The organism is Proteus sp. G2609, from assembly GCF_963896135.1.
Classification (GTDB): domain Bacteria; phylum Pseudomonadota; class Gammaproteobacteria; order Enterobacterales; family Enterobacteriaceae; genus Proteus; species Proteus mirabilis.
In genome coordinates, this window is record NZ_CAWQNB010000029.1 from 96,682 (window position 1) to 114,413 (window position 17,732).

A 17,732-nucleotide genomic window follows, 5' to 3' on the forward strand; every position below is an offset into this window, starting at 1 on the left:
ATATAACATAAAGGACAGTGGTAGCTTATTATGATGTTGTTTAAAGACGATAGTAAAAAATCTTTATGGAATTTATCCATTATTGGACTTTACATTATATTGATCTACTTACCCGATATCACTCGCTATAAAAATATAGTGATGGGGTTGATTGGTGCAACGGCACTTTGGTATTTGGTGCGTGATTTTCGCACTATTGGTCAGATTTTTAAAAATAATCTCGCCTATGCGTTGTTTTTCTTATTGCTCGCCATTGGCTATTCAGTGGTGATTTCCGTAGAGCCCGCACTGAGTCTAAAAGAGATTAATAAGCCGATTTTAAATGGCTTACTGCTCTTTTCCATTGCGTTTCCCATTGTATTGTATAAAGAAACACCTACGGCAATTGCGAAGATGGTGCTGGTGTCATTCGCCATGGGGTTATTGGTGATTATGGCAAAGGAGTTGGTGCAGTATTATTTGGAATATCAGCAAAATATTTTGCCTTTTACAAAAAAAAGTCAATTAGCGCATAGAGAAATCTCTTATGCACTACTATTTTTCTTTCCTATTATATTGGCCTTATGGGCATTGAAAAAAAATCATTCGATAATTAATTGGCTTTTATTAAGTGTGGTTAGCCTATTATTTTTATTTGCAATTTTAGGGACATTAGCACGCGGGGCTTGGGTCGCATTAGCGATTAGTACATTACTTATCTTAATCATTAATCGCCAGTGGATATTTACTTTACTCAGCATGGGTATCTGCGTTGCGCTCTTTTTCGGTGTAACACAATTACCTAATAGCCAATTTATTAACGCCAAACTTAAACATAAACTATCGCAAACCAATAGCGGACTAAGATTTGATGGTGGTACCCAAGGTTCAGCCTTAGATTTGATCTTAGAACAACCTATTAAAGGCTATGGTTATGGTAATCAGCTTTACCATAATGTTTATAATCAGCAAGTAAAACAGCATAAAAACTGGGTATTTAAAAAATCCATTGGTCCCCATAATGTATTTTTAGCTTTCTGGTTTGCCGGCGGTATTTTGGGGTTAATAAGTCTACTCTATTTTTGCGCGTCTTTTATCGCTCAGGGTATTCAATTGATCCGCAAAAATCAGGGGATTACTCGCCAAGCAGCACTGGTGTTATTAATATCGTTTTTAGGGGTTTATGTACTACGTGGATTATTTGAAAATGCCTATATTAATCAAGTGGGTATTTTATTAGGGTTAATGTTAGCATTGCGCTATTCATTATTAAATCAGCCCTCAGCAACACCGACCCAAGAAGATACATCCGTTAGCTAATCAGTTTATTGATGGTATGTAAAATCGTCTCTGCCCGTTTATCCCAGTTGTAATAATTTTCAACTAATGAGCGGGCGTGATTGATTTTCTCACTGGTACGTTGTGGCTCTTCTCTTAGTAATTTAATTTGTTGGGCAAAACTCTGCGCATCACCACTATCAGCAAAACTTACCGCTTTTTCATCCACCACATCACGAATTGATGGAAAATCTGAAATAACCACCGGTTTTCTCATCGCCATATATTCAAACAGTTTTAACGGAGAGGTGTAGCGACTACCGATACTGGTTAAGGTTAAAGGCAACACACAAATATCATGTCGAGCAATCGCCTGAAAGCGTTGTTTAGGATCGATAAAACCAAGAAAGTTAACTTTCTCTTTTACATCCATCTCCTTAGCAAGCAATTGTAGCCCTTTAATTTGCTCAGCCGTTCCACCGGCAATATTCAGTCTAGCATTATCCAGATATTTCATCGCTCGCATCATGGTGGGGATCCCTTTCCATTTATGCAAACTACCTAGATAAAGTACCTCTGTTACATTATTGGTCGTAGCGGTTATATCTCTATGGCTATCTTTGTTGCTATCTGCGGCATATAAATCCACTCCATCGGGTACAATAGTAATAGGCGTGGTTACTTGATATTGCGAAATAATATCGTCCCTTAACAGCGAGGTCAGCACAAATACTGCCGTTGCGCGACTGTATACCAACTTCTCCATTTTTAGCAGTTTATGGTATTTCAGGCGATTTTTTTTCGTTTCAAAAGAGTGCGACTCTGCAAAAGATTGCGCAAAAATCTCATGGCTTTCGAAAAAAAGCGGAATATCTGCATGGTTCTCAGCCAAATAGCAGGCCAGTTTTAAATTACGCGTAAATAGTGCATCAACAGGGTGTTGTTTTAACCAACGTGCAATTTGTAATGAAAATAGCTTTTGCGAATTAAAGGGAAAATACCATTTACGTCTGATATCTCTTAGCGCAATTAACCGCGCATTGTTATGAATATCACGCCCGAGAATATCGCTATCTCGATACTGTCCTTTGGGGGTGACTAGCGTCACTTGTGCACCGGCACGGGCAAACGCATCAACGTTTTGCAATATTTGCAATGAAGCCACACGCAAATCGGGAACGGGATAAGGATCAAGATAGGCGATTTTCATCATTCTGTTTTTAATGCCTGTAGTAATCGTTGTGCTGAATGTTGCCAAGTATAGTGAGAAGCAATGCGTTGGCGTGCATTTTCACCCATCGCTTTACCTCTATCCGGCAATGCCCGAAGATGGTTGATGGCTTTCACCATCGCGGTTACATCACCTGGGGTTACCAATAATCCTGCACTTTGCTCATTGCCTACCACCTCAGGAATACCGCCGATATAGCTGGCAATCACCGGTTTTCCACATGCCATTGCTTCTGCAATGGTGATCCCAAATGCTTCATCGCCGATACTTGGGAAAACCCCTGCATCACAAGCGGCATAAAACTCAGGTAACATTGCGTGCTCAACTGGTTGATGAAAAATAACTTGTTCAGCAACACCTTTTACCATCGCTTTATTTTTTAATTGTTCCAGCGCATCCCCCGCGCCGATGATCAGTAACTTAACGTCTTCATCTCGCAATTGGGCTATTGCATCAATAGCAACACTTAAGCCTTTCCAACCGACTACACGCCCCGCAAATGCCAATAAAAATGTAGGCTCACTCACACCGAGCTGTTGGCGCAAAGATGTTGTCATAGGCTTAAACTTTGCCATATCAACACCATTATAGATAACCGCAGGAAATTGTTTAAAATGCTGCTGAATTTGCCAAGCATTAAAATGGCTACACGCAACCCAAGCAGAGATTTTTTTCGCCAGTTTACGATCACCTTTAAAAAAGCTGGTGCCACCACTCATATAACAAAAACGTGTCGAGCAAGATTTGGGCATCATTGCAGGCCAAAAGAAATCAAACGGCTTAGTTAAAATAACCCAATCAAAATTTTGTCGAATAACATCTTGTTTAGCATAGCGAGCAAAACTATAACGTTCAACAATACGACGAAAACGACCACCGAGATCGATAACTTTCTCTCTTGGTGTATAAGGATAGGTATGAATATGAATTTGTCGGCCTGCTAGTTCATGCCTGACATCACCATTGCCCCCATAAAGATGTACCTCATGTCCCGCATCATGTAACTGTTTGGCAAGCTCCCATACTGCGGTTTGGATCCCACCATAAGACATTGTGATTGTGACATCAATTAAGCCAATCTTCATGAGTTACTGTTTCACCTTTATTCCATTTAAAATATCGCTAACGGCATGCCAAACATTGGCGACAGAAATATCAGACATACTATCTTCACGACTTGCATCGGCTAACGCAATAGGATGTTGGATAATATGACAACATGAATGTTGTAATGGCGCTAAATAACATCCGGGATGATAGCTGTGATACATGGCTACCATCGGAATACCTAACGCGCCAGCTAAATGCGTCGGCCCTGTATCAACCCCGATATAGAGCGACAAATGCGCCATAATGGCAGCATTTTCGCGCATAGAGACTTGCCCTGCTAATGCCAAACAATGCTCAGTACCTATTTTTTTCGCCAGCTCAATGGCGACTTGTTGGCTCTCTTTCCCACCTAATAACAGAAAATAGGCCTGCTCGTCATGAGTCATTATCTGTTTGGCTAACTGCAAAAAGTGTTCTATAGGCCAATCTCGGTAAGCTTTGGCAGGAAAACTTTGTAATTGTAAGCCAATAATGTGCTTATTAATTAATGCATTACTCTCTATAAACTGTTGGGCAAATTGCTTTTCTTCTGAACTAATAGAGTAGCGTAATTGCCAATTGGTTGGGTAAATTCCTAATGCATTAATTAATAAAGCACGCTCTTTTTGTGCCACCATTAACTCTTTAGGGTAAGCCACCCATGTTATGTCTGATTGCTTTTGGTTATTTTCAGCAAAAGCCACTACATGTTGTGATTGACGGCGGGCATACTGCACTAATGAATGATCATTTCCATATACCAAAGCTAAATCATAAGGTTTATGGGGTAACCATCCTCGCCAACGGGCGCGCTTTTTCGAGAAAGGCTTAACACTAAAAATATCAGGATTGTGCTGCAAAATGCAGGCACTGCGTTTATGCGCCAATACATGAATACGCGCATTCGGCCAACGCTCTTTTAGTGCGTGGATCACCGGCGTGATCAGTAACGTATCACCAAAACGCGCAATTGCTATAACCAATATGTTTTTTGGATCCATACACTTTTTATTTAGTTTAAATGATACATTTACTTTCCAGACTATACACTAAAAAGCATTACAAATATTCATAAACAGAATGAAAATATAACATCAGATACAGGATAATTAGCCCTTAGCGACTTTATTGGATATCAATTATCGTGATTTATCTTTAAGGCTAATGGCGTTAATAAATATTTTTTCCATTTTATCTAGCATGTTATCTAAACCAAACTGAGCTTTGGCATGGGCTAATGACGCTTGCCCCATTTGTTGACGTAACTCATCAGAGGCCATTAATTTAGCAAGGTAATTGATTAGGGTTTCTTGTACTTGAGGTGCCAATGTAAAGCCGGTTTTACCATCAATCACCGCTTCACTAATTGCACCTACTGTGGTTGATACCACCGGTAATCCGCAAGCCATCGCTTGCATAATACCTTGCGGTACTCCTTCGTTACCAAAAGAGGGTAAGGCAAATAAATCCATTGCATTTAAGCAATCCGGCACATCATTGCGGTTGCCTAAAAAAAAGACACTCTCTTCTAACCCTGCAAGTTTAACCATCGGTTGTAAATTTTTACGTTGTGGACCATCTCCGACGAGAAGTAGTTGCCAGTCAGGAAATTGTAGATGCAATGTTTTCCAAGCTTCTATTAGGTATTTATGTCCTTTCCATACCCGCATTGTTGCCACAATCCCTAATGTAGGTTTATTAGGCACACCTATTTTTTCTCGTGCTTGCTGTTTATTTTGTGGCGAGAACTTTTCTAAATCGATCCCCGTAGGAACTGAGGTCATTTGACTGAGCGGAAAACGATTATATTGATGTAAGGTTTGGCGTAATTTTTCACCGGTAGTGACAATATGGGCACTTGAAGACAGGTAGAGCCAACGCGTAGGCAGTGAACGTGATACATCGGTAGATACATGGCGAGTACGTACTATGGCGGGAGAGTGGCGTAATGAAGCACAAGATAACGCAACTAACCAAGCATCTGTCGAGCTATGGGTATTAATCACATCAAATTGCTGACGATGGACTTTTAACCAATTACGCAATGCCATCAGTGCAGATCCGCGTTTTTTTTCAATCGGTAATGTGACAACCTCAATACCATAGTCAGGGGCTGCTTTGGCAATTTTTGAGTTTGGACAGCAAACCAGTGTCACATGGTGCCCTCTTTGCACCATGCCTTGAGATTCTGTCAAAATGCGGATTTCTTGACCACCCCAACCACAAGACGACTCTGTATGTAAGATAGATAACACCGATTTACTCATCTGCAACTATTCACTCGATAGATAAAAAGGGCACTAGTATAACGAAAGAGTCAATAAAGATCATAATAGCTTTACTTTGTTATACTTAGCGCAAGCCAGATAACAAAAAACCCGACACTAAGGTCGGGTTTTTTTCAGAGAACTAAAATTATTTAATTTTAGCTTCTTTATAAGTCACATGCTGACGAACAACTGGATCGAATTTTTTCATTTCCAGTTTTTCTGGCATAGTGCGTTTGTTCTTCGTAGTGGTATAGAAGTGACCTGTACCAGCAGAAGAAACGAGTTTAATTTTCTCGCGAATACCTTTAGCCATTTTTCAGCTCCTTAGTACTTCTCACCACGGGCACGTAAATCTGCTAATACAGATTCGATGCCTTTCTTATCGATCACACGCATACCTTTAGCAGATACACGCAGAGTTACGAAACGTTTCTCAGACTCAACCCAGAAACGGTGAGAGTGCAGGTTTGGCAGAAAACGGCGTTTAGTCGCGTTTAATGCGTGAGAGCGGTTGTTTCCACTCACAGGACGCTTGCCGGTAACTTGGCAGACTCGGGACATGTCTATTCTCCAAAAATCTAATCAGCTCGAGCTTTAGTATCAGGTTTGACCGCCTCGTCAGGCTTTGGAGCCCATCTCAGCAACTTTTAACGATTGAAAAACTGTGTAAACACCTCAGAAAAAACTTGCTGAGATAGGCTCTTCTCGCCAAACCCAAGATCCTCAAAGGTGGCGTAGTATACGCCCAATGGCCTCAACGCTCAAGACCCGTACAATAAAGATTGTCAATAATTTTAAAAAATATTGGCTATAACCAACCCCGTTCAGCAAAAGAAACACAGTTATCATGCCCTACCACAAGGTGATCAAGCACTTTTATACCGACTAATTGACAAGCTGTAAAAATTTTTTCTGTTATTTGCTTATCGGCAAGACTTGGCTCAGATAGACCTGAAGGATGATTATGGGCTAAAATAATCGATGCTGCGTTCTTTTTAATCGACTGGCGAATAATTTCTCTGGGGTGAACTTCAACACGATCCACCGTTCCTTTAAACATTTCCTCACAATCGATCATTTGGTTTTGGTTATCTAAAAATAGCACGACAAATACTTCTCTATCACGCCAATTAAGTCGTTTTTGCAAATAACTTTTGGTTTCTGCGGATGAGGAGAGGATATTTTTATGCATAAACTTTGTTTTAATAAAGCGTTGAGCCATCTCATTAATGGCTTGTAATTGGGTAAATTTACCCACGCCTATCCCCTTAAAACAGCCTAAGGTTTCATAATCCGCATTGATCACATGATAGAGAGAACCACACTTTCTAAGTAAGAAGTCGGCTAATTCTAATACCGATTTTTCATAGGTGCCTGTACGTAAAAAAATGGCCAATAACTCTGCATCCGTTAACGATTCTACACCATGCAACAGCAGTTTTTCTCTCGGTAAGAGTATCTCTATGGTTGCGTTTTCCATTCTTTGTGCTCTCCCTTTTCGCCAAGCATTTAAACATCAATACGTTATAATTGGCCTATGTTGTTATTTTATCTTTCAATTATTTAATTTTATCTTTCATGTAATATTTATCACAAAACAACTGTTGTTATATACAGTTAATTTACTATAAACTGTACAAGTTGAATAAAAAAGCCACAGATAAAATTTGTGCGAGGTAATACACAATAATTTATTTTATAAAACATCGTATTACATAGAATGCCTAACTCTGGCTTAGCTTGTGGTAAAATTATGGACATTTATTTATGCAATTAGGCATTTCATCATGACTACACTTCACGACAAAAAGATTATTCTGGGTATCAGTGGTGGTATTGCGGCCTATAAAGCGCCTGAGCTAGTCCGTCGTTTACGTGATAAAGGCGCTATTGTGCGCGTCGTTATGACGCCTGCAGCACATGCCTTTGTCACCCCGTTATCGCTACAAGCGGTATCAGGCTTCCCTGTTGCGGATGATTTGCTTGATCCTGCCGCAGAAGCCGCAATGGGACATATCGAACTAGGAAAATGGGCTGATCTGATTTTATTAGCCCCTGCTACCGCGGATTTAATTGCTCGTTTACGCATGGGGATGGCAAACGATCTGTTAACCACACTCTGTTTAGCCAGTGCAGCACCTATTGCGATTGCCCCAGCGATGAATCAACAAATGTATCGTGCGGCGATTACACAAGAAAATTTAACGGCTTTGGCACAACGAGGTTGTCTTATCTGGGGGCCTGACTCTGGTAGCCAAGCCTGTGGTGATGTAGGACCCGGTAGAATGTTAGATCCTCTTGAATTGGTGGCATTAGCAGAGCAACAATTTGCGATTCAACACGATTTTAAAGGTAAAAAAATCACCATTACCGCAGGCCCAACACGTGAAGCCTTAGATCCAGTACGCTTTATCAGCAACCATAGCTCAGGAAAAATGGGCTTTGCTATTGCGCAAGCGGCCGCTCAACGGGGGGCAGAAGTGACACTCATTGCCGGCCCTGTCACATTGCCGACACCTGCTTGTGTTAAACGTATCGACGTCGAAAGTGCCCAAGAGATGTATCAACAAGTGATGGATATTGCGCCATCCCAAGATATTTTTATTGGTTGTGCTGCCGTTGCCGATTATCGAGCCAAACAGGTTGCCCCTGAAAAAATTAAAAAACAAGGTGATGAAGTAACGATAACTATGATAAAAAACCCCGATATTGTTGCCAGTGTCGGAAAAATGGTTGAGCATCGCCCATTTGTTGTCGGATTTGCAGCCGAAACCCAGAATGTGGAAGAATATGCCCGCCGTAAACGAGAACAAAAACAACTCGATTTAATCTGTGCTAATGATGTATCACTAAAAGATGCTGGTTTTAATAGTGATAACAACGCATTACACCTTATCTGGGCAAATGGAGAAACGCGTTTACCACATAGTAGTAAAACGCAACTGAGTCATCGCCTACTTGACGAGATAGCCAAACATTATGATGAAAAAAATTGACGTTAAAATCCTTGATCCACGAATTGGACAAGAGTATCCACTCCCTGCGTATGCAACAACAGGCTCTGCTGGTTTAGATTTACGTGCTTGCCTTGATGCTCCACTGGTATTAGCACCAGGACAAACTGAGCTGTTACCTACAGGTCTTGCTGTACATATTGCTGATGAAGGGTTAGCGGCAATGGTGCTTCCTCGCTCAGGTCTCGGTCATAAACATGGGGTGGTACTCGGTAACTTAGTGGGATTAATTGATTCTGATTATCAAGGTCAACTGATGGTATCGGTATGGAATCGTGGTCAACAAGCGTTCACTATTGAACCCGGCGAACGTATTGCCCAGATGGTTATCGTACCTGTTGTTCAAGCAGAATTTAATATTGTAGAAGATTTTACGGCAACAGAGCGTGGTACAGGCGGTTTTGGACACTCTGGTCGCCAATAAGCACGACGTCTTGCATTTATTTTAATATCAATGACGATATCACTCCCTTTGCACTAACACTTTTATTTAGTGCAAAGGTTTACTGATTTGTTTTGCTTTTAGCAGGGGCCTTATCAGTCATGGCAGAAGAAAAAGAAACCAAAAAGAAACGCAGAAATAGACGGGATGAAATACTACAATCGCTCGCTCAAATGTTGGAGTCTAGTGATGGTAGTCAACGTATTACTACAGCCAAATTAGCGGCTACCGTTGGGGTATCTGAAGCAGCACTTTATCGACATTTCCCCAGTAAAACAAAGATGTTTGATAGCCTAATTGAGTTTATCGAAGATAGCTTAGTTTCGCGTATCAACCTGATTTTAAAAGATGAGAAAGAAACTATCGCGCGCATTCGCCTTATTCTTATCTTGATCCTTGGTTTTGCAGAGAAAAACCCTGGGCTATCTCGCATTCTTACCGGACACGCATTAATGTTTGAGCAAGATAGATTGCAAGGGCGCATTAACCAATTGTATGAGCGAATTGAAGTACAACTTCGCCAAGTGATTAAAGAGCGTAAAATTCGCGAAGGAAGTGCCTTTTTACATGATGAAGCATTACTCGCTTCACAACTGCTTGCGTTTTGTGAAGGTATGCTAGCACGTTTTGTACGTACTGAATTTCGTTATCATCCTACACAAGAATTTGAAGCACGTTGGCCATTAATTCAGGCACAATTACAGTGAGCAAGTAACAATGAAAGAGTGGACTCGTGACTTAACTCAATAATTTGAAAATGACATATATGCCGTTTTTTTCTTATTTGTGTTAACATGCGCTCTATTGATATCAGAGTATCTAAATAGATTTACTGGGAATGGCACTAAGCGATCCCCAATCTGTGGCAGTGGCAACGCGCCTTGTCCCTACTGTAAAAGTCCTTTTTATCTTTCAATATCTGTGATAATTATCGCAGAAAATTCATTGTACTACTCACCCCGCCCATTATTGGGCGAGGGCTTTTTTTTACAGCTATTGAGCGATTTTATTGTATTTTTGCTTTTTTAATTAATGCCATAACGTTCACGATAGGCTTTTACTGCTGGCAAATGTGCCGATAATGTCTCACTTTCAGTTAAGTAGCTAATTAAATCATCCAAAGTAATAATTGAATAAACTTGGCATTGATAATCGCGCTCTAATTCTTGTATTGCAGAAAGCGAACCACGCCCTTTTTCTTGTCTATCTAAACTAAGCAATACCCCTGACAGCGTCGCATCATGTTGTTTGATTATTTCCATCGATTCACGAATAGCCGTTCCAGCGGTAATAACATCATCAACAATCACCACATTCCCTGTTAATGGACTGCCGACTAATGTCCCTCCTTCACCATGATCTTTAGCTTCTTTACGATTAAAGCAGTAAGGTACATCCATATCATGATGTTCAACTAAGGCCACTGCGGTCGTTGTCGCGATGGGAATACCTTTATAAGCCGGTCCAAACAGCACATCACAAGGCACATGATTATCTATTAATGTTTGTGCATAAAACTGTCCCAATAAAGCCAAGTCACGCCCAGTATTAAATAAACCTGCATTAAAAAAGTAAGGACTAACACGACCTGATTTCAGCGTAAACTCACCAAATTTTAATACATTTTTTGCTAATGCAAGTTCGATAAAGTGGCGCTGGTAGGCTTTCATTTTTTTCTCCTATTAAGATTGCTTAATGACAGATTTTAGACATAAAAAAAGCGACTTTTCAGTCGCCTTAAAAAATAGAATTTATTGCTTCAGCGCCTCTTTTTGCGCTTCAAATATCTTTTCTAATCCCCCTTTCGCAAGGGCGAGTAAAGCAAGTAACTCTTCATGACTAAATGGTGCACCTTCTGCCGTACCCTGTACTTCAATCATACGGCCATCATCGATCATCACCACATTCATATCCGTTTCGGCTGCGGAATCTTCAACATATTCCAAATCGCATAATGGTTGACCATCAACGATACCCACAGAAACAGCAGCTACCATTGATTTAAGAGGGCTCTTTTTCAGCTTACCTTCTGTAACCATTTTATTTAAAGCATCCACTAACGCGACACAAGCACCAGAAATAGAGGCGGTGCGAGTACCCCCATCAGCTTGAATAACATCACAATCAACCGTGATAGTAAATTCACCCAAGGCCTTTAAATCCACAGCGGCGCGTAGTGAGCGAGCGATTAAACGTTGGATTTCCATTGTGCGGCCAGTTTGTTTGCCGCGAGCGGCTTCACGAGCATTACGACTGTTAGTGGCGCGAGGAAGCATGCCATATTCTGCAGTCACCCAGCCTTGCCCTTGTCCTTTAAGAAAACGAGGTACACCCTCTTCTACAGTGGCATTACACAAGACTTTGGTATCACCAAATTCAACTAATACAGAACCTTCAGCATGTTTTGTATAGTGGCGAGTAATGGTAATCGGACGTACTTGGTCTGCTTGTCTGTCTGCTGGACGCATGGTGTTATCTCCGCTTTCTCTGACATATTGGGGGCGCATTATACGACCTAAAACGGCTTATGCCTATCCTTGTGTTGATACCTAGGGTTATAATCGTTACATCATTTACAATATTGAGACCCTATTATGATCCGTAGTATGACCGCTTTCGCTCGTCGAGATATCAAAAAAGAGTGGGGTAGCGCCGCATGGGAACTGCGTTCCGTTAATCAACGTTACCTTGAAACATATATCCGTTTACCTGAGCAATTACGTAGTTTAGAGCCTGTTATTCGTGAACGTCTACGTAATCGCTTAACACGCGGTAAAATAGAATGTAACTTGCGTTTTGAACTCAATGCTCACTCACAAGGTGAACTGACTTTGGATGAAAATTTAGCAAGGCAACTGATTGTTTCTGCTAACTGGGTAAAAAGCCAAAGTCATGAAGGTACTATCAGCCCATTTGATATTTTACGTTGGCCTGGGGTTATCTCAGCCCAAGAGCAAGATTTAGATGCCATTGGTAGCGAACTATTAGCAGAGCTTGATGTAGCTATCGATGCCTTTATTGCAAGTCGAGAAGCTGAAGGCCAAGCACTCAAAACGCTGATTGAGCAACGTTTAGATGCCGTAAGTGCTGAGGTCGTAAAAGTAAGAGCACAGATGCCCGAAATTCTCCAATGGCAACGTGAGCGCTTAACCAGCAAATTAGAAGAAGCACAAGTTCAAGTTGATAATAATCGTTTAGAGCAAGAATTAGTGATGTTAGCGCAACGCTTAGATGTCGCTGAAGAGCTTGATAGATTAGATGCCCACGTTAAAGAAACACGCAAAATTCTCAGTAAAAAAGAGGCTGTCGGTCGTCGCCTTGATTTTATGATGCAGGAGTTTAATCGTGAATCCAATACACTAGCATCCAAATCAATTAATACGGATGTCACCAATTCCGCTATTGAATTAAAAGTATTAATTGAACAGATGCGAGAGCAGATCCAGAATATTGAGTAAATTATCGATTATATTTATTCAGTCTCACGACATCACCCAACGCAGTAAGCCAGTGTAAATGCTGGCTTTTTAAGTTACTTAAGTCATATTTTGATATCACTAAATAAAAGCGCAAGAGAATTTGGACGAGTTTAAAAAGCTTGTTTGGTTATACCTTAGCGCTGTAATCCCTCACCCAATATAAACTACATCAACAAATAGTTATCTCTGATCACTGAGTACAATTGCATATTTATTATTTAAAATGTACACTTAAGATGTACATTATAGGAGAAATATTATGCGTACATATACCTCGACACAAGCCCGAGCCAATATCTCAGAAGTATTAGATATTGCGACCCACGGTGAACCTGTTGAAATCACCCGCAGAGACGGTTGTTCAGCGGTTGTTATCAGTAAAACTGAATTTGAGTCATACCAGAATGCTAAGCTAGATGCAGAGTTTGATATGATGATGCAACGTCATGGACATACCGTAGAGGCACTGACAAATCGATGATATGGGTTAGCGCACAGGAAGTTATCGCTTTCCATGATCGTATATTACAACGTTTCCCAGGTGTGGCCGGTATGTCCGATCCTGGCAGAGCGGAAGCTCTTATTTACCGGGTGCAAAACCGTAAACATTATGAAGGCATTACAGATGTGTTTGAACTGGCAGCAACTTATTGGGTCGCTATCGCTCGAGGGCACATATTTAATGACGGTAATAAACGTACCGCATTTTTTGTGACCATGACATTTCTCTATCGTAATGGCATCAGGATCCGCGATACCGACAATATGCTGGAAAACTTAACAGTGGAAGCAGCTACAGGTGAGAAAACCGTCGACCAGTTAGCAAAACATCTACAAAACTTAGTAGAGAAAACTAACTAAAATAGTTTTCATTAGCAAAATAAAGGCTCCTTTCAATATTTCATACCAAATATGACAAGGTAGTGACATATTGAATTTTCGCTGATTAACATTGCGACGGATCACTCACCAATGCGAAGATAGCATTTATCATTCCGTTTAAAAGCAAATCTGTAAAGCTATCATTTAGCTAGAGCTTGTCTAATAAACCCTTTATTTTGCGCCAACAACTGTGTTGCTTGTTGTGCATTTACGCCGGCTAAAATCATCAAAATCGCTGTTTTACAATGACGTCGGCATTGTGCTAGTGCTTGTTCAGCTGTGGCTCGTTCACACTCTGTCGCTTGCATCACAATACGAATTTGGCGCTCAATTAATTTGGCATTAGTGGCTTCAACATCCACCATTAAATTACCAAATACTTTACCCATCTTTATCATGGCACCTGTGGTTATCATATTTAATACCAGTTTTTGTGCCGTGCCTGCTTTCATACGTGATGAGCCAGTTACCACTTCAGGCCCCACAATCGGCGTAATGGCAATATCGGCACGTTGCGCTATGGGACTATCAGGATTACAACTAATTGCCCCGGTCACCGCACCTAGTGAGCGTGCATATTCTAATGCGCCAATCACATAAGGCGTTCGACCACTGGCTGCAATCCCAACTAGCACATCCTTAGCATTAAAATTAAGCTGGCGTAAATCCTCTGCCCCCAATTGGACATTATCTTCTGCATTTTCAACCGCTTGTAAAATGGCTTTGTGTCCCCCGGCAATTAAGCCAATCACCATATCATGGGGGGTTCCATAGGTTGGAGGACATTCACTGGCATCTAAAATTCCCAAACGACCAGAAGTACCTGCACCGCAATAAATTAATCGACCACCTTGAGAAAATGCTGTTACGACCTTATCCACCAGCCGTGCAATATGGGGTAATGTGGCTTCAACCGCAAAAGGCACTTTTTTATCTTCATTATTAATGACTTTTAGCATTTCAAGTGTTGAAAGTGTATCAATATGTTCACTGTGATGATTGCGACTTTCCGTGACAAGATTGCTAAGGTCAATAGCCATTATTACTCTCCAAATATTATTAATTATTTGATTAAGACAAAGAAATTAACTGCTTTTATACCACTATTATTGGTAATATTTTCAAAATCATTATAAACGGTACTCTACATGACATTTATTAAATCTATTTCGACCTTTATCAGTCTAATAACACTTTTTTGCTCATTTTCTTTACACGCTAATTTCGAAGAGCAAGATAAAAAATTATTTGAAGATACCCGCAAAGAAGCACTAAACCATAATGCACTCGCTCAATATCAGTTAGCCGAAATGTATTTACTGGGGGATGGCGTAGAAAAAAACCTGCTAAATGCACAGCTGTGGGCAAATGAAGCAATAAAAAGTGGCTATGCCGATGCCTATGCGCTCCTTGCTGACATTTACCTCTTTAATGCCGACCCTTATTTTAAAAGCTATTATGTCGAAGCAAAAGAGTTAGCCACCACTGCCGTTAATAAAGGAAGCATGAGAGGAAAAATCAGCTTAGCAACCGCGCTTATTGCTCCTTTATCTGGTGAAGTAGATTATCAGCAAGCGATGGTATTACTTGAAGAAGCCACACAAGCGCATCAACAAGAACTTGTTTATGCCCCCATTTGGTTAGGTATTTTATATAGTGGTATAGGTAATATTCCTGTCGATATGGAAAAAACCAATAAATTATTTGCACAAGCCAATGAAATGACATTTGAAGGATTTGCTCAAGCAATGGCCTCTTTTATGTTCTCAGGTCAATATCATATTATCGAGCCCAACAAACAAAAAGCAGATGCATTTATGAAACAAGCCTGTGAAGAAGCGAGAAAAGTTGGCAATGAATTTTATTGCCAACCAGAATTAAATTAACCGAAATTAAAGCTAATAAATGCCCCTAGCTCAGAAAAGGGATGGTTATGCTTATATCATCTCTTTTCTATTCATCTCGACGTGATACCTATTTTTTACAACGCCATACGGTATTCAATTACACCTGGTTTTTCAGCCACCCAATCATACAGACGTTGACCCCGTAAATTGGTTTCCTGTGTATGCCAGTACAAACGAGCACAATTACGTTGTTTAGCCTGTTGATTTACAAAATCGATTAATTTTTTCCCCACATGACAACCACGAGCTTCAGGTGAAACAAACAAATCTTCGAGGTAACAAAAATCACTTTCAGCCCAAGTTGAACGATGAAAAAGATAATGAACAAAACCCAGTATTTTTTTGCCATCTGTTGCAACAGCACAGTAAATCGGCTCTTTCTCATCAAAAAAGCGCGCCCATGTTTTTAATGTTATCTCTTCTGATAATTCAACGTTATAAAATTCCTGATAACTTAACCAATATGGTAACCATTGAGCATAATGCTCTTGCTCAATAAGTTGAACGGAAACTGCCATCGATATTGTGCTCATTTATTTACTTCCTTCTACTCTCATCAACGCGATAAAAAGATATCACTCGGCCTGTTATTGCTGTCATAGTACGTTTAATTCTGGCTCTTAATAAGGTACACTTTTTGTGTTTTTATAGGATCCACTTTATGAAACAGAAACCAACAGCTTATTTCCCTAACCTTGTATTAGAAGAAGGGTCTATTAGCTCACAAGTCTATTACGCCGTTAGAAAGGCTATTTTAGAAGGCGTTCTATCTCCGGGTAGCCGTCTACCGTCAAGTCGCACATTGGCTGAAATGATGTCGATTTCTCGCAATTCTGTTATTGCCGGATTTGAACGTTTAATTGATGAAGGCTATTTATTTACTCGTCGCGGGTCGGGCACTTTTGTTACGAATACCATTCCTGATAGCATTAATTCCAATCAGTGGGTTAAAACAACCCTGCCGACGTCTTCATTGCATATCGATAATGAATTAGGAACCCTTAATCCTAATTTGCAAAAGATGCATGCTTTTTGGCAACAATCACAACTAAATACCAATAGTCGCTTTATGTTTCATGTGGGTGTTGGGTGTATTGATCTTTTCCCCCATGAGCTTTGGGGAAGATTATTAGGACGAGTTTGGCGACACTCCAAAAAAGAACTCGCAACCTTTAACTCGCCAACAGGCTATACACCATTAAAAAAGATGATATGCCAATATGCCCAATCAACACGTGGGCTTAACTGTCAACCTGAGCAAGTCATCATTGTCAATGGCACACAGCAAGCGATTAATCTTGCTACTCGAGTGCTATTACAAGAGGGAGATACTGCTTGGTTAGATGATCCTGGTTATGACAGCGCTCGAGCTATCTTTACATCGTATGGTATAAAAATACACCCCGTTCGTTCAGATAGTGACGGTATGGATATTTCTCAAGCTATAGACCAATGCCCGCAAGCAAAACTAGTTTTCACCACACCTTCACATCAATTCCCTTTAGGTAATACTCTTTCACTTTCACGTCGTATTGCCTTATTAGAGTGGGCATCGTCCAATAACATGTGGATCTTTGAAGATGATTACAATAGCGAGTTTCGCTATCACACTAAACCCATTCAAGCTCTACAAGGATTAGACAAACATCAGCGGGTTATTTATGCCGGAACCTTTTCAAAAATGATGTACCCGGGATTTCGTTTAGGCTTTTTAGTGGTACCTCCATCTTTAATTGACAGTTTTAAAGTCGCTAAATACTACACCGACTCTCATTCTGGTTTTTTAGAACAAGCAACATTAGCGCTATTTATATCTCAAGGACATTATGCTCGCCATGTTAGACGGATCAGAAAAGCCTGTTATGAACGTTATCTAACGTTAACCAATACGATAAAAAAGTATCTCTCTCACATTTTTCGTATTGAACCGACTGATTCTGGCATCCATATTGTCTGCTGGTTACAGTCTGGTTATACAGAAGAATATATTGTGAAAGAGGGACGGAAAATTGGGTTAGCCATACAGCCTTTATCGCGTTATTGTATTCAATCTTATCCTAAACAGGGTATATTATTAGGGTATGCCGCACACCATCCCTCTGAAATTGAAAAAAATATTATTTTGCTTGCTCAAGCTTTATCTAAATAAATAACATTTATT

The 17,732-nt window shown here is 40.4% G+C and carries 20 protein-coding genes; 9 read left to right on the top strand and 11 right to left on the bottom strand.

The genetic code is table 11. From position 1 onward, the window contains the following. Window positions 1-30: 30 nt before the first annotated feature. The gene (gene rfaL / locus AACV01_RS08715) at window positions 31-1,299 is read left to right on the top strand and encodes an O-antigen ligase RfaL (protein WP_161682732.1); all 1,269 of its coding nucleotides are present in this window, start codon (window positions 31-33) and stop codon (window positions 1,297-1,299) included. Here the strand turns inward: rfaL and AACV01_RS08720 are convergent. The 7 genes from AACV01_RS08720 to radC all read right to left on the bottom strand — a co-directional run bounded on the left by AACV01_RS08720 (window position 1,292) and on the right by radC (window position 7,327). Beyond that, complete coding sequence (locus AACV01_RS08720) at window positions 1,292-2,470, bottom strand: glycosyltransferase family 4 protein (protein WP_049199796.1); 1,179 nt, start codon at window positions 2,468-2,470, stop codon at window positions 1,292-1,294. The genes rfaL and AACV01_RS08720 overlap by 8 nt on opposite strands. After that, window positions 2,467-3,573 (bottom strand): glycosyltransferase family 4 protein, encoded by a 1,107-nt coding sequence (locus tag AACV01_RS08725; RefSeq protein ID WP_036919452.1) that lies wholly within the window; start codon window positions 3,571-3,573, stop codon window positions 2,467-2,469. The genes AACV01_RS08720 and AACV01_RS08725 overlap by 4 nt, the downstream gene beginning before the upstream one ends. Before the next feature lie 3 nt (window positions 3,574-3,576). Continuing rightward, window positions 3,577-4,578, bottom strand: coding sequence for a glycosyltransferase family 9 protein (locus tag AACV01_RS08730; protein ID WP_012368652.1), 1,002 nt, complete (start codon window positions 4,576-4,578; stop codon window positions 3,577-3,579). A gap of 138 nt (window positions 4,579-4,716) precedes the next feature. Continuing rightward, window positions 4,717-5,844, bottom strand: a complete 1,128-nt coding sequence (locus AACV01_RS08735) for a glycosyltransferase family 4 protein (RefSeq protein WP_012368651.1) — start codon at window positions 5,842-5,844, stop codon at window positions 4,717-4,719. Between the two features lie 148 nt (window positions 5,845-5,992). Then, on the bottom strand, window positions 5,993-6,160 hold the full coding sequence (rpmG, locus tag AACV01_RS08740) for a 50S ribosomal protein L33 (protein WP_004246483.1): 168 nt from the start codon (window positions 6,158-6,160) through the stop codon (window positions 5,993-5,995). An 11-nt stretch (window positions 6,161-6,171) separates the two neighbouring features. Beyond that, entirely contained in the window at window positions 6,172-6,408 is a 237-nt protein-coding gene (gene rpmB / locus AACV01_RS08745) for a 50S ribosomal protein L28 (RefSeq protein ID WP_004246485.1), read from the bottom strand. A gap of 247 nt (window positions 6,409-6,655) precedes the next feature. Then, complete coding sequence (gene radC, locus AACV01_RS08750; protein WP_046334891.1) at window positions 6,656-7,327, bottom strand: RadC family protein; 672 nt, start codon at window positions 7,325-7,327, stop codon at window positions 6,656-6,658. 307 nt (window positions 7,328-7,634) lie between these two features. Here radC and coaBC point away from each other — a divergent pair, with 307 nt between their 5' ends. From coaBC to slmA, 3 genes are all read left to right on the top strand, one after another. Beyond that, window positions 7,635-8,843, top strand: a complete 1,209-nt coding sequence (gene coaBC, locus AACV01_RS08755; RefSeq protein WP_049219319.1) for a bifunctional phosphopantothenoylcysteine decarboxylase/phosphopantothenate--cysteine ligase CoaBC — start codon at window positions 7,635-7,637, stop codon at window positions 8,841-8,843. After that, on the top strand, window positions 8,827-9,285 hold the full coding sequence (gene dut / locus AACV01_RS08760) for a dUTP diphosphatase (RefSeq protein ID WP_004246490.1): 459 nt from the start codon (window positions 8,827-8,829) through the stop codon (window positions 9,283-9,285). The genes coaBC and dut overlap by 17 nt, the downstream gene beginning before the upstream one ends. Before the next feature lie 119 nt (window positions 9,286-9,404). Continuing rightward, window positions 9,405-10,010 carry a nucleoid occlusion factor SlmA gene (gene slmA / locus AACV01_RS08765; protein WP_004246491.1) on the top strand — a complete coding sequence of 202 codons (606 nt, stop codon included), beginning with the start codon at window positions 9,405-9,407 and terminating at the stop codon, window positions 10,008-10,010. 318 nt (window positions 10,011-10,328) lie between these two features. On the opposite strand, the gene pyrE is transcribed toward slmA, so the two are convergent. Continuing rightward, window positions 10,329-10,973: an orotate phosphoribosyltransferase gene (gene pyrE, locus AACV01_RS08770; RefSeq protein ID WP_004246493.1), complete on the bottom strand. Its 645-nt coding sequence runs from the start codon at window positions 10,971-10,973 to the stop codon at window positions 10,329-10,331. Between the two features lie 81 nt (window positions 10,974-11,054). Further along, a complete protein-coding gene (gene rph, locus AACV01_RS08775; protein ID WP_004249760.1) occupies window positions 11,055-11,771 on the bottom strand; it encodes a ribonuclease PH in 717 nt (238 codons plus the stop codon). Between the two features lie 126 nt (window positions 11,772-11,897). Here rph and AACV01_RS08780 point away from each other — a divergent pair, with 126 nt between their 5' ends. The 3 genes from AACV01_RS08780 to AACV01_RS08790 all read left to right on the top strand — a co-directional run bounded on the left by AACV01_RS08780 (window position 11,898) and on the right by AACV01_RS08790 (window position 13,643). Further along, the gene (locus AACV01_RS08780; protein ID WP_004249947.1) at window positions 11,898-12,761 is read left to right on the top strand and encodes a YicC/YloC family endoribonuclease; all 864 of its coding nucleotides are present in this window, start codon (window positions 11,898-11,900) and stop codon (window positions 12,759-12,761) included. A 280-nt stretch (window positions 12,762-13,041) separates the two neighbouring features. Next, complete coding sequence (locus tag AACV01_RS08785; RefSeq protein WP_004246496.1) at window positions 13,042-13,263, top strand: type II toxin-antitoxin system Phd/YefM family antitoxin; 222 nt, start codon at window positions 13,042-13,044, stop codon at window positions 13,261-13,263. Next, entirely contained in the window at window positions 13,260-13,643 is a 384-nt protein-coding gene (locus tag AACV01_RS08790) for a type II toxin-antitoxin system death-on-curing family toxin (RefSeq protein WP_049196622.1), read from the top strand. Before AACV01_RS08785 ends, AACV01_RS08790 begins: the two co-directional genes overlap by 4 nt. Window positions 13,644-13,804: 161 nt before the next feature. On the opposite strand, the gene murQ is transcribed toward AACV01_RS08790, so the two are convergent. Further along, window positions 13,805-14,704 carry an N-acetylmuramic acid 6-phosphate etherase gene (murQ, locus tag AACV01_RS08795; protein ID WP_161682734.1) on the bottom strand — a complete coding sequence of 300 codons (900 nt, stop codon included), beginning with the start codon at window positions 14,702-14,704 and terminating at the stop codon, window positions 13,805-13,807. 108 nt (window positions 14,705-14,812) lie between these two features. On the opposite strand from murQ, the gene AACV01_RS08800 reads away from it, so the two are divergent. Beyond that, window positions 14,813-15,550, top strand: coding sequence for a tetratricopeptide repeat protein (locus AACV01_RS08800; protein ID WP_004249950.1), 738 nt, complete (start codon window positions 14,813-14,815; stop codon window positions 15,548-15,550). A gap of 95 nt (window positions 15,551-15,645) precedes the next feature. Here AACV01_RS08800 and AACV01_RS08805 read toward each other — a convergent pair whose 3' ends face one another. Next, window positions 15,646-16,104, bottom strand: a complete 459-nt coding sequence (locus tag AACV01_RS08805) for a GNAT family N-acetyltransferase (protein WP_004249766.1) — start codon at window positions 16,102-16,104, stop codon at window positions 15,646-15,648. A 128-nt stretch (window positions 16,105-16,232) separates the two neighbouring features. Here AACV01_RS08805 and pdxR point away from each other — a divergent pair, with 128 nt between their 5' ends. Next, window positions 16,233-17,720 carry a MocR-like pyridoxine biosynthesis transcription factor PdxR gene (gene pdxR / locus AACV01_RS08810; protein WP_017826983.1) on the top strand — a complete coding sequence of 496 codons (1,488 nt, stop codon included), beginning with the start codon at window positions 16,233-16,235 and terminating at the stop codon, window positions 17,718-17,720. Window positions 17,721-17,732: the final 12 nt, after the last annotated feature.

Bases quoted from the DNA above. Each gene is read 5' to 3' on its own strand.
- slmA (WP_004246491.1), top strand. From the start codon at position 9,405: ATGGCAGAAGAAAAAGAAACCAAAAAGAAACGCAGAAATAGACGGGAT.
- rpmG (WP_004246483.1), bottom strand. From the start codon at position 6,160: ATGGCTAAAGGTATTCGCGAGAAAATTAAACTCGTTTCTTCTGCTGGT.
- rpmB (WP_004246485.1), bottom strand. From the start codon at position 6,408: ATGTCCCGAGTCTGCCAAGTTACCGGCAAGCGTCCTGTGAGTGGAAAC.
- pdxR (WP_017826983.1), top strand. From the start codon at position 16,233: ATGAAACAGAAACCAACAGCTTATTTCCCTAACCTTGTATTAGAAGAA.
- AACV01_RS08720 (WP_049199796.1), bottom strand. From the start codon at position 2,470: ATGATGAAAATCGCCTATCTTGATCCTTATCCCGTTCCCGATTTGCGT.
- rph (WP_004249760.1), bottom strand. From the start codon at position 11,771: ATGCGTCCAGCAGACAGACAAGCAGACCAAGTACGTCCGATTACCATT.
- coaBC (WP_049219319.1), top strand. From the start codon at position 7,635: ATGACTACACTTCACGACAAAAAGATTATTCTGGGTATCAGTGGTGGT.
- AACV01_RS08735 (WP_012368651.1), bottom strand. From the start codon at position 5,844: ATGAGTAAATCGGTGTTATCTATCTTACATACAGAGTCGTCTTGTGGT.
- radC (WP_046334891.1), bottom strand. From the start codon at position 7,327: ATGGAAAACGCAACCATAGAGATACTCTTACCGAGAGAAAAACTGCTG.
- AACV01_RS08785 (WP_004246496.1), top strand. From the start codon at position 13,042: ATGCGTACATATACCTCGACACAAGCCCGAGCCAATATCTCAGAAGTA.
- AACV01_RS08725 (WP_036919452.1), bottom strand. From the start codon at position 3,573: ATGAAGATTGGCTTAATTGATGTCACAATCACAATGTCTTATGGTGGG.
- AACV01_RS08730 (WP_012368652.1), bottom strand. From the start codon at position 4,578: ATGGATCCAAAAAACATATTGGTTATAGCAATTGCGCGTTTTGGTGAT.
- AACV01_RS08790 (WP_049196622.1), top strand. From the start codon at position 13,260: ATGATATGGGTTAGCGCACAGGAAGTTATCGCTTTCCATGATCGTATA.
- AACV01_RS08800 (WP_004249950.1), top strand. From the start codon at position 14,813: ATGACATTTATTAAATCTATTTCGACCTTTATCAGTCTAATAACACTT.
- AACV01_RS08805 (WP_004249766.1), bottom strand. From the start codon at position 16,104: ATGAGCACAATATCGATGGCAGTTTCCGTTCAACTTATTGAGCAAGAG.
- pyrE (WP_004246493.1), bottom strand. From the start codon at position 10,973: ATGAAAGCCTACCAGCGCCACTTTATCGAACTTGCATTAGCAAAAAAT.
- rfaL (WP_161682732.1), top strand. From the start codon at position 31: ATGATGTTGTTTAAAGACGATAGTAAAAAATCTTTATGGAATTTATCC.
- AACV01_RS08780 (WP_004249947.1), top strand. From the start codon at position 11,898: ATGATCCGTAGTATGACCGCTTTCGCTCGTCGAGATATCAAAAAAGAG.
- dut (WP_004246490.1), top strand. From the start codon at position 8,827: ATGATGAAAAAAATTGACGTTAAAATCCTTGATCCACGAATTGGACAA.
- murQ (WP_161682734.1), bottom strand. From the start codon at position 14,704: ATGGCTATTGACCTTAGCAATCTTGTCACGGAAAGTCGCAATCATCAC.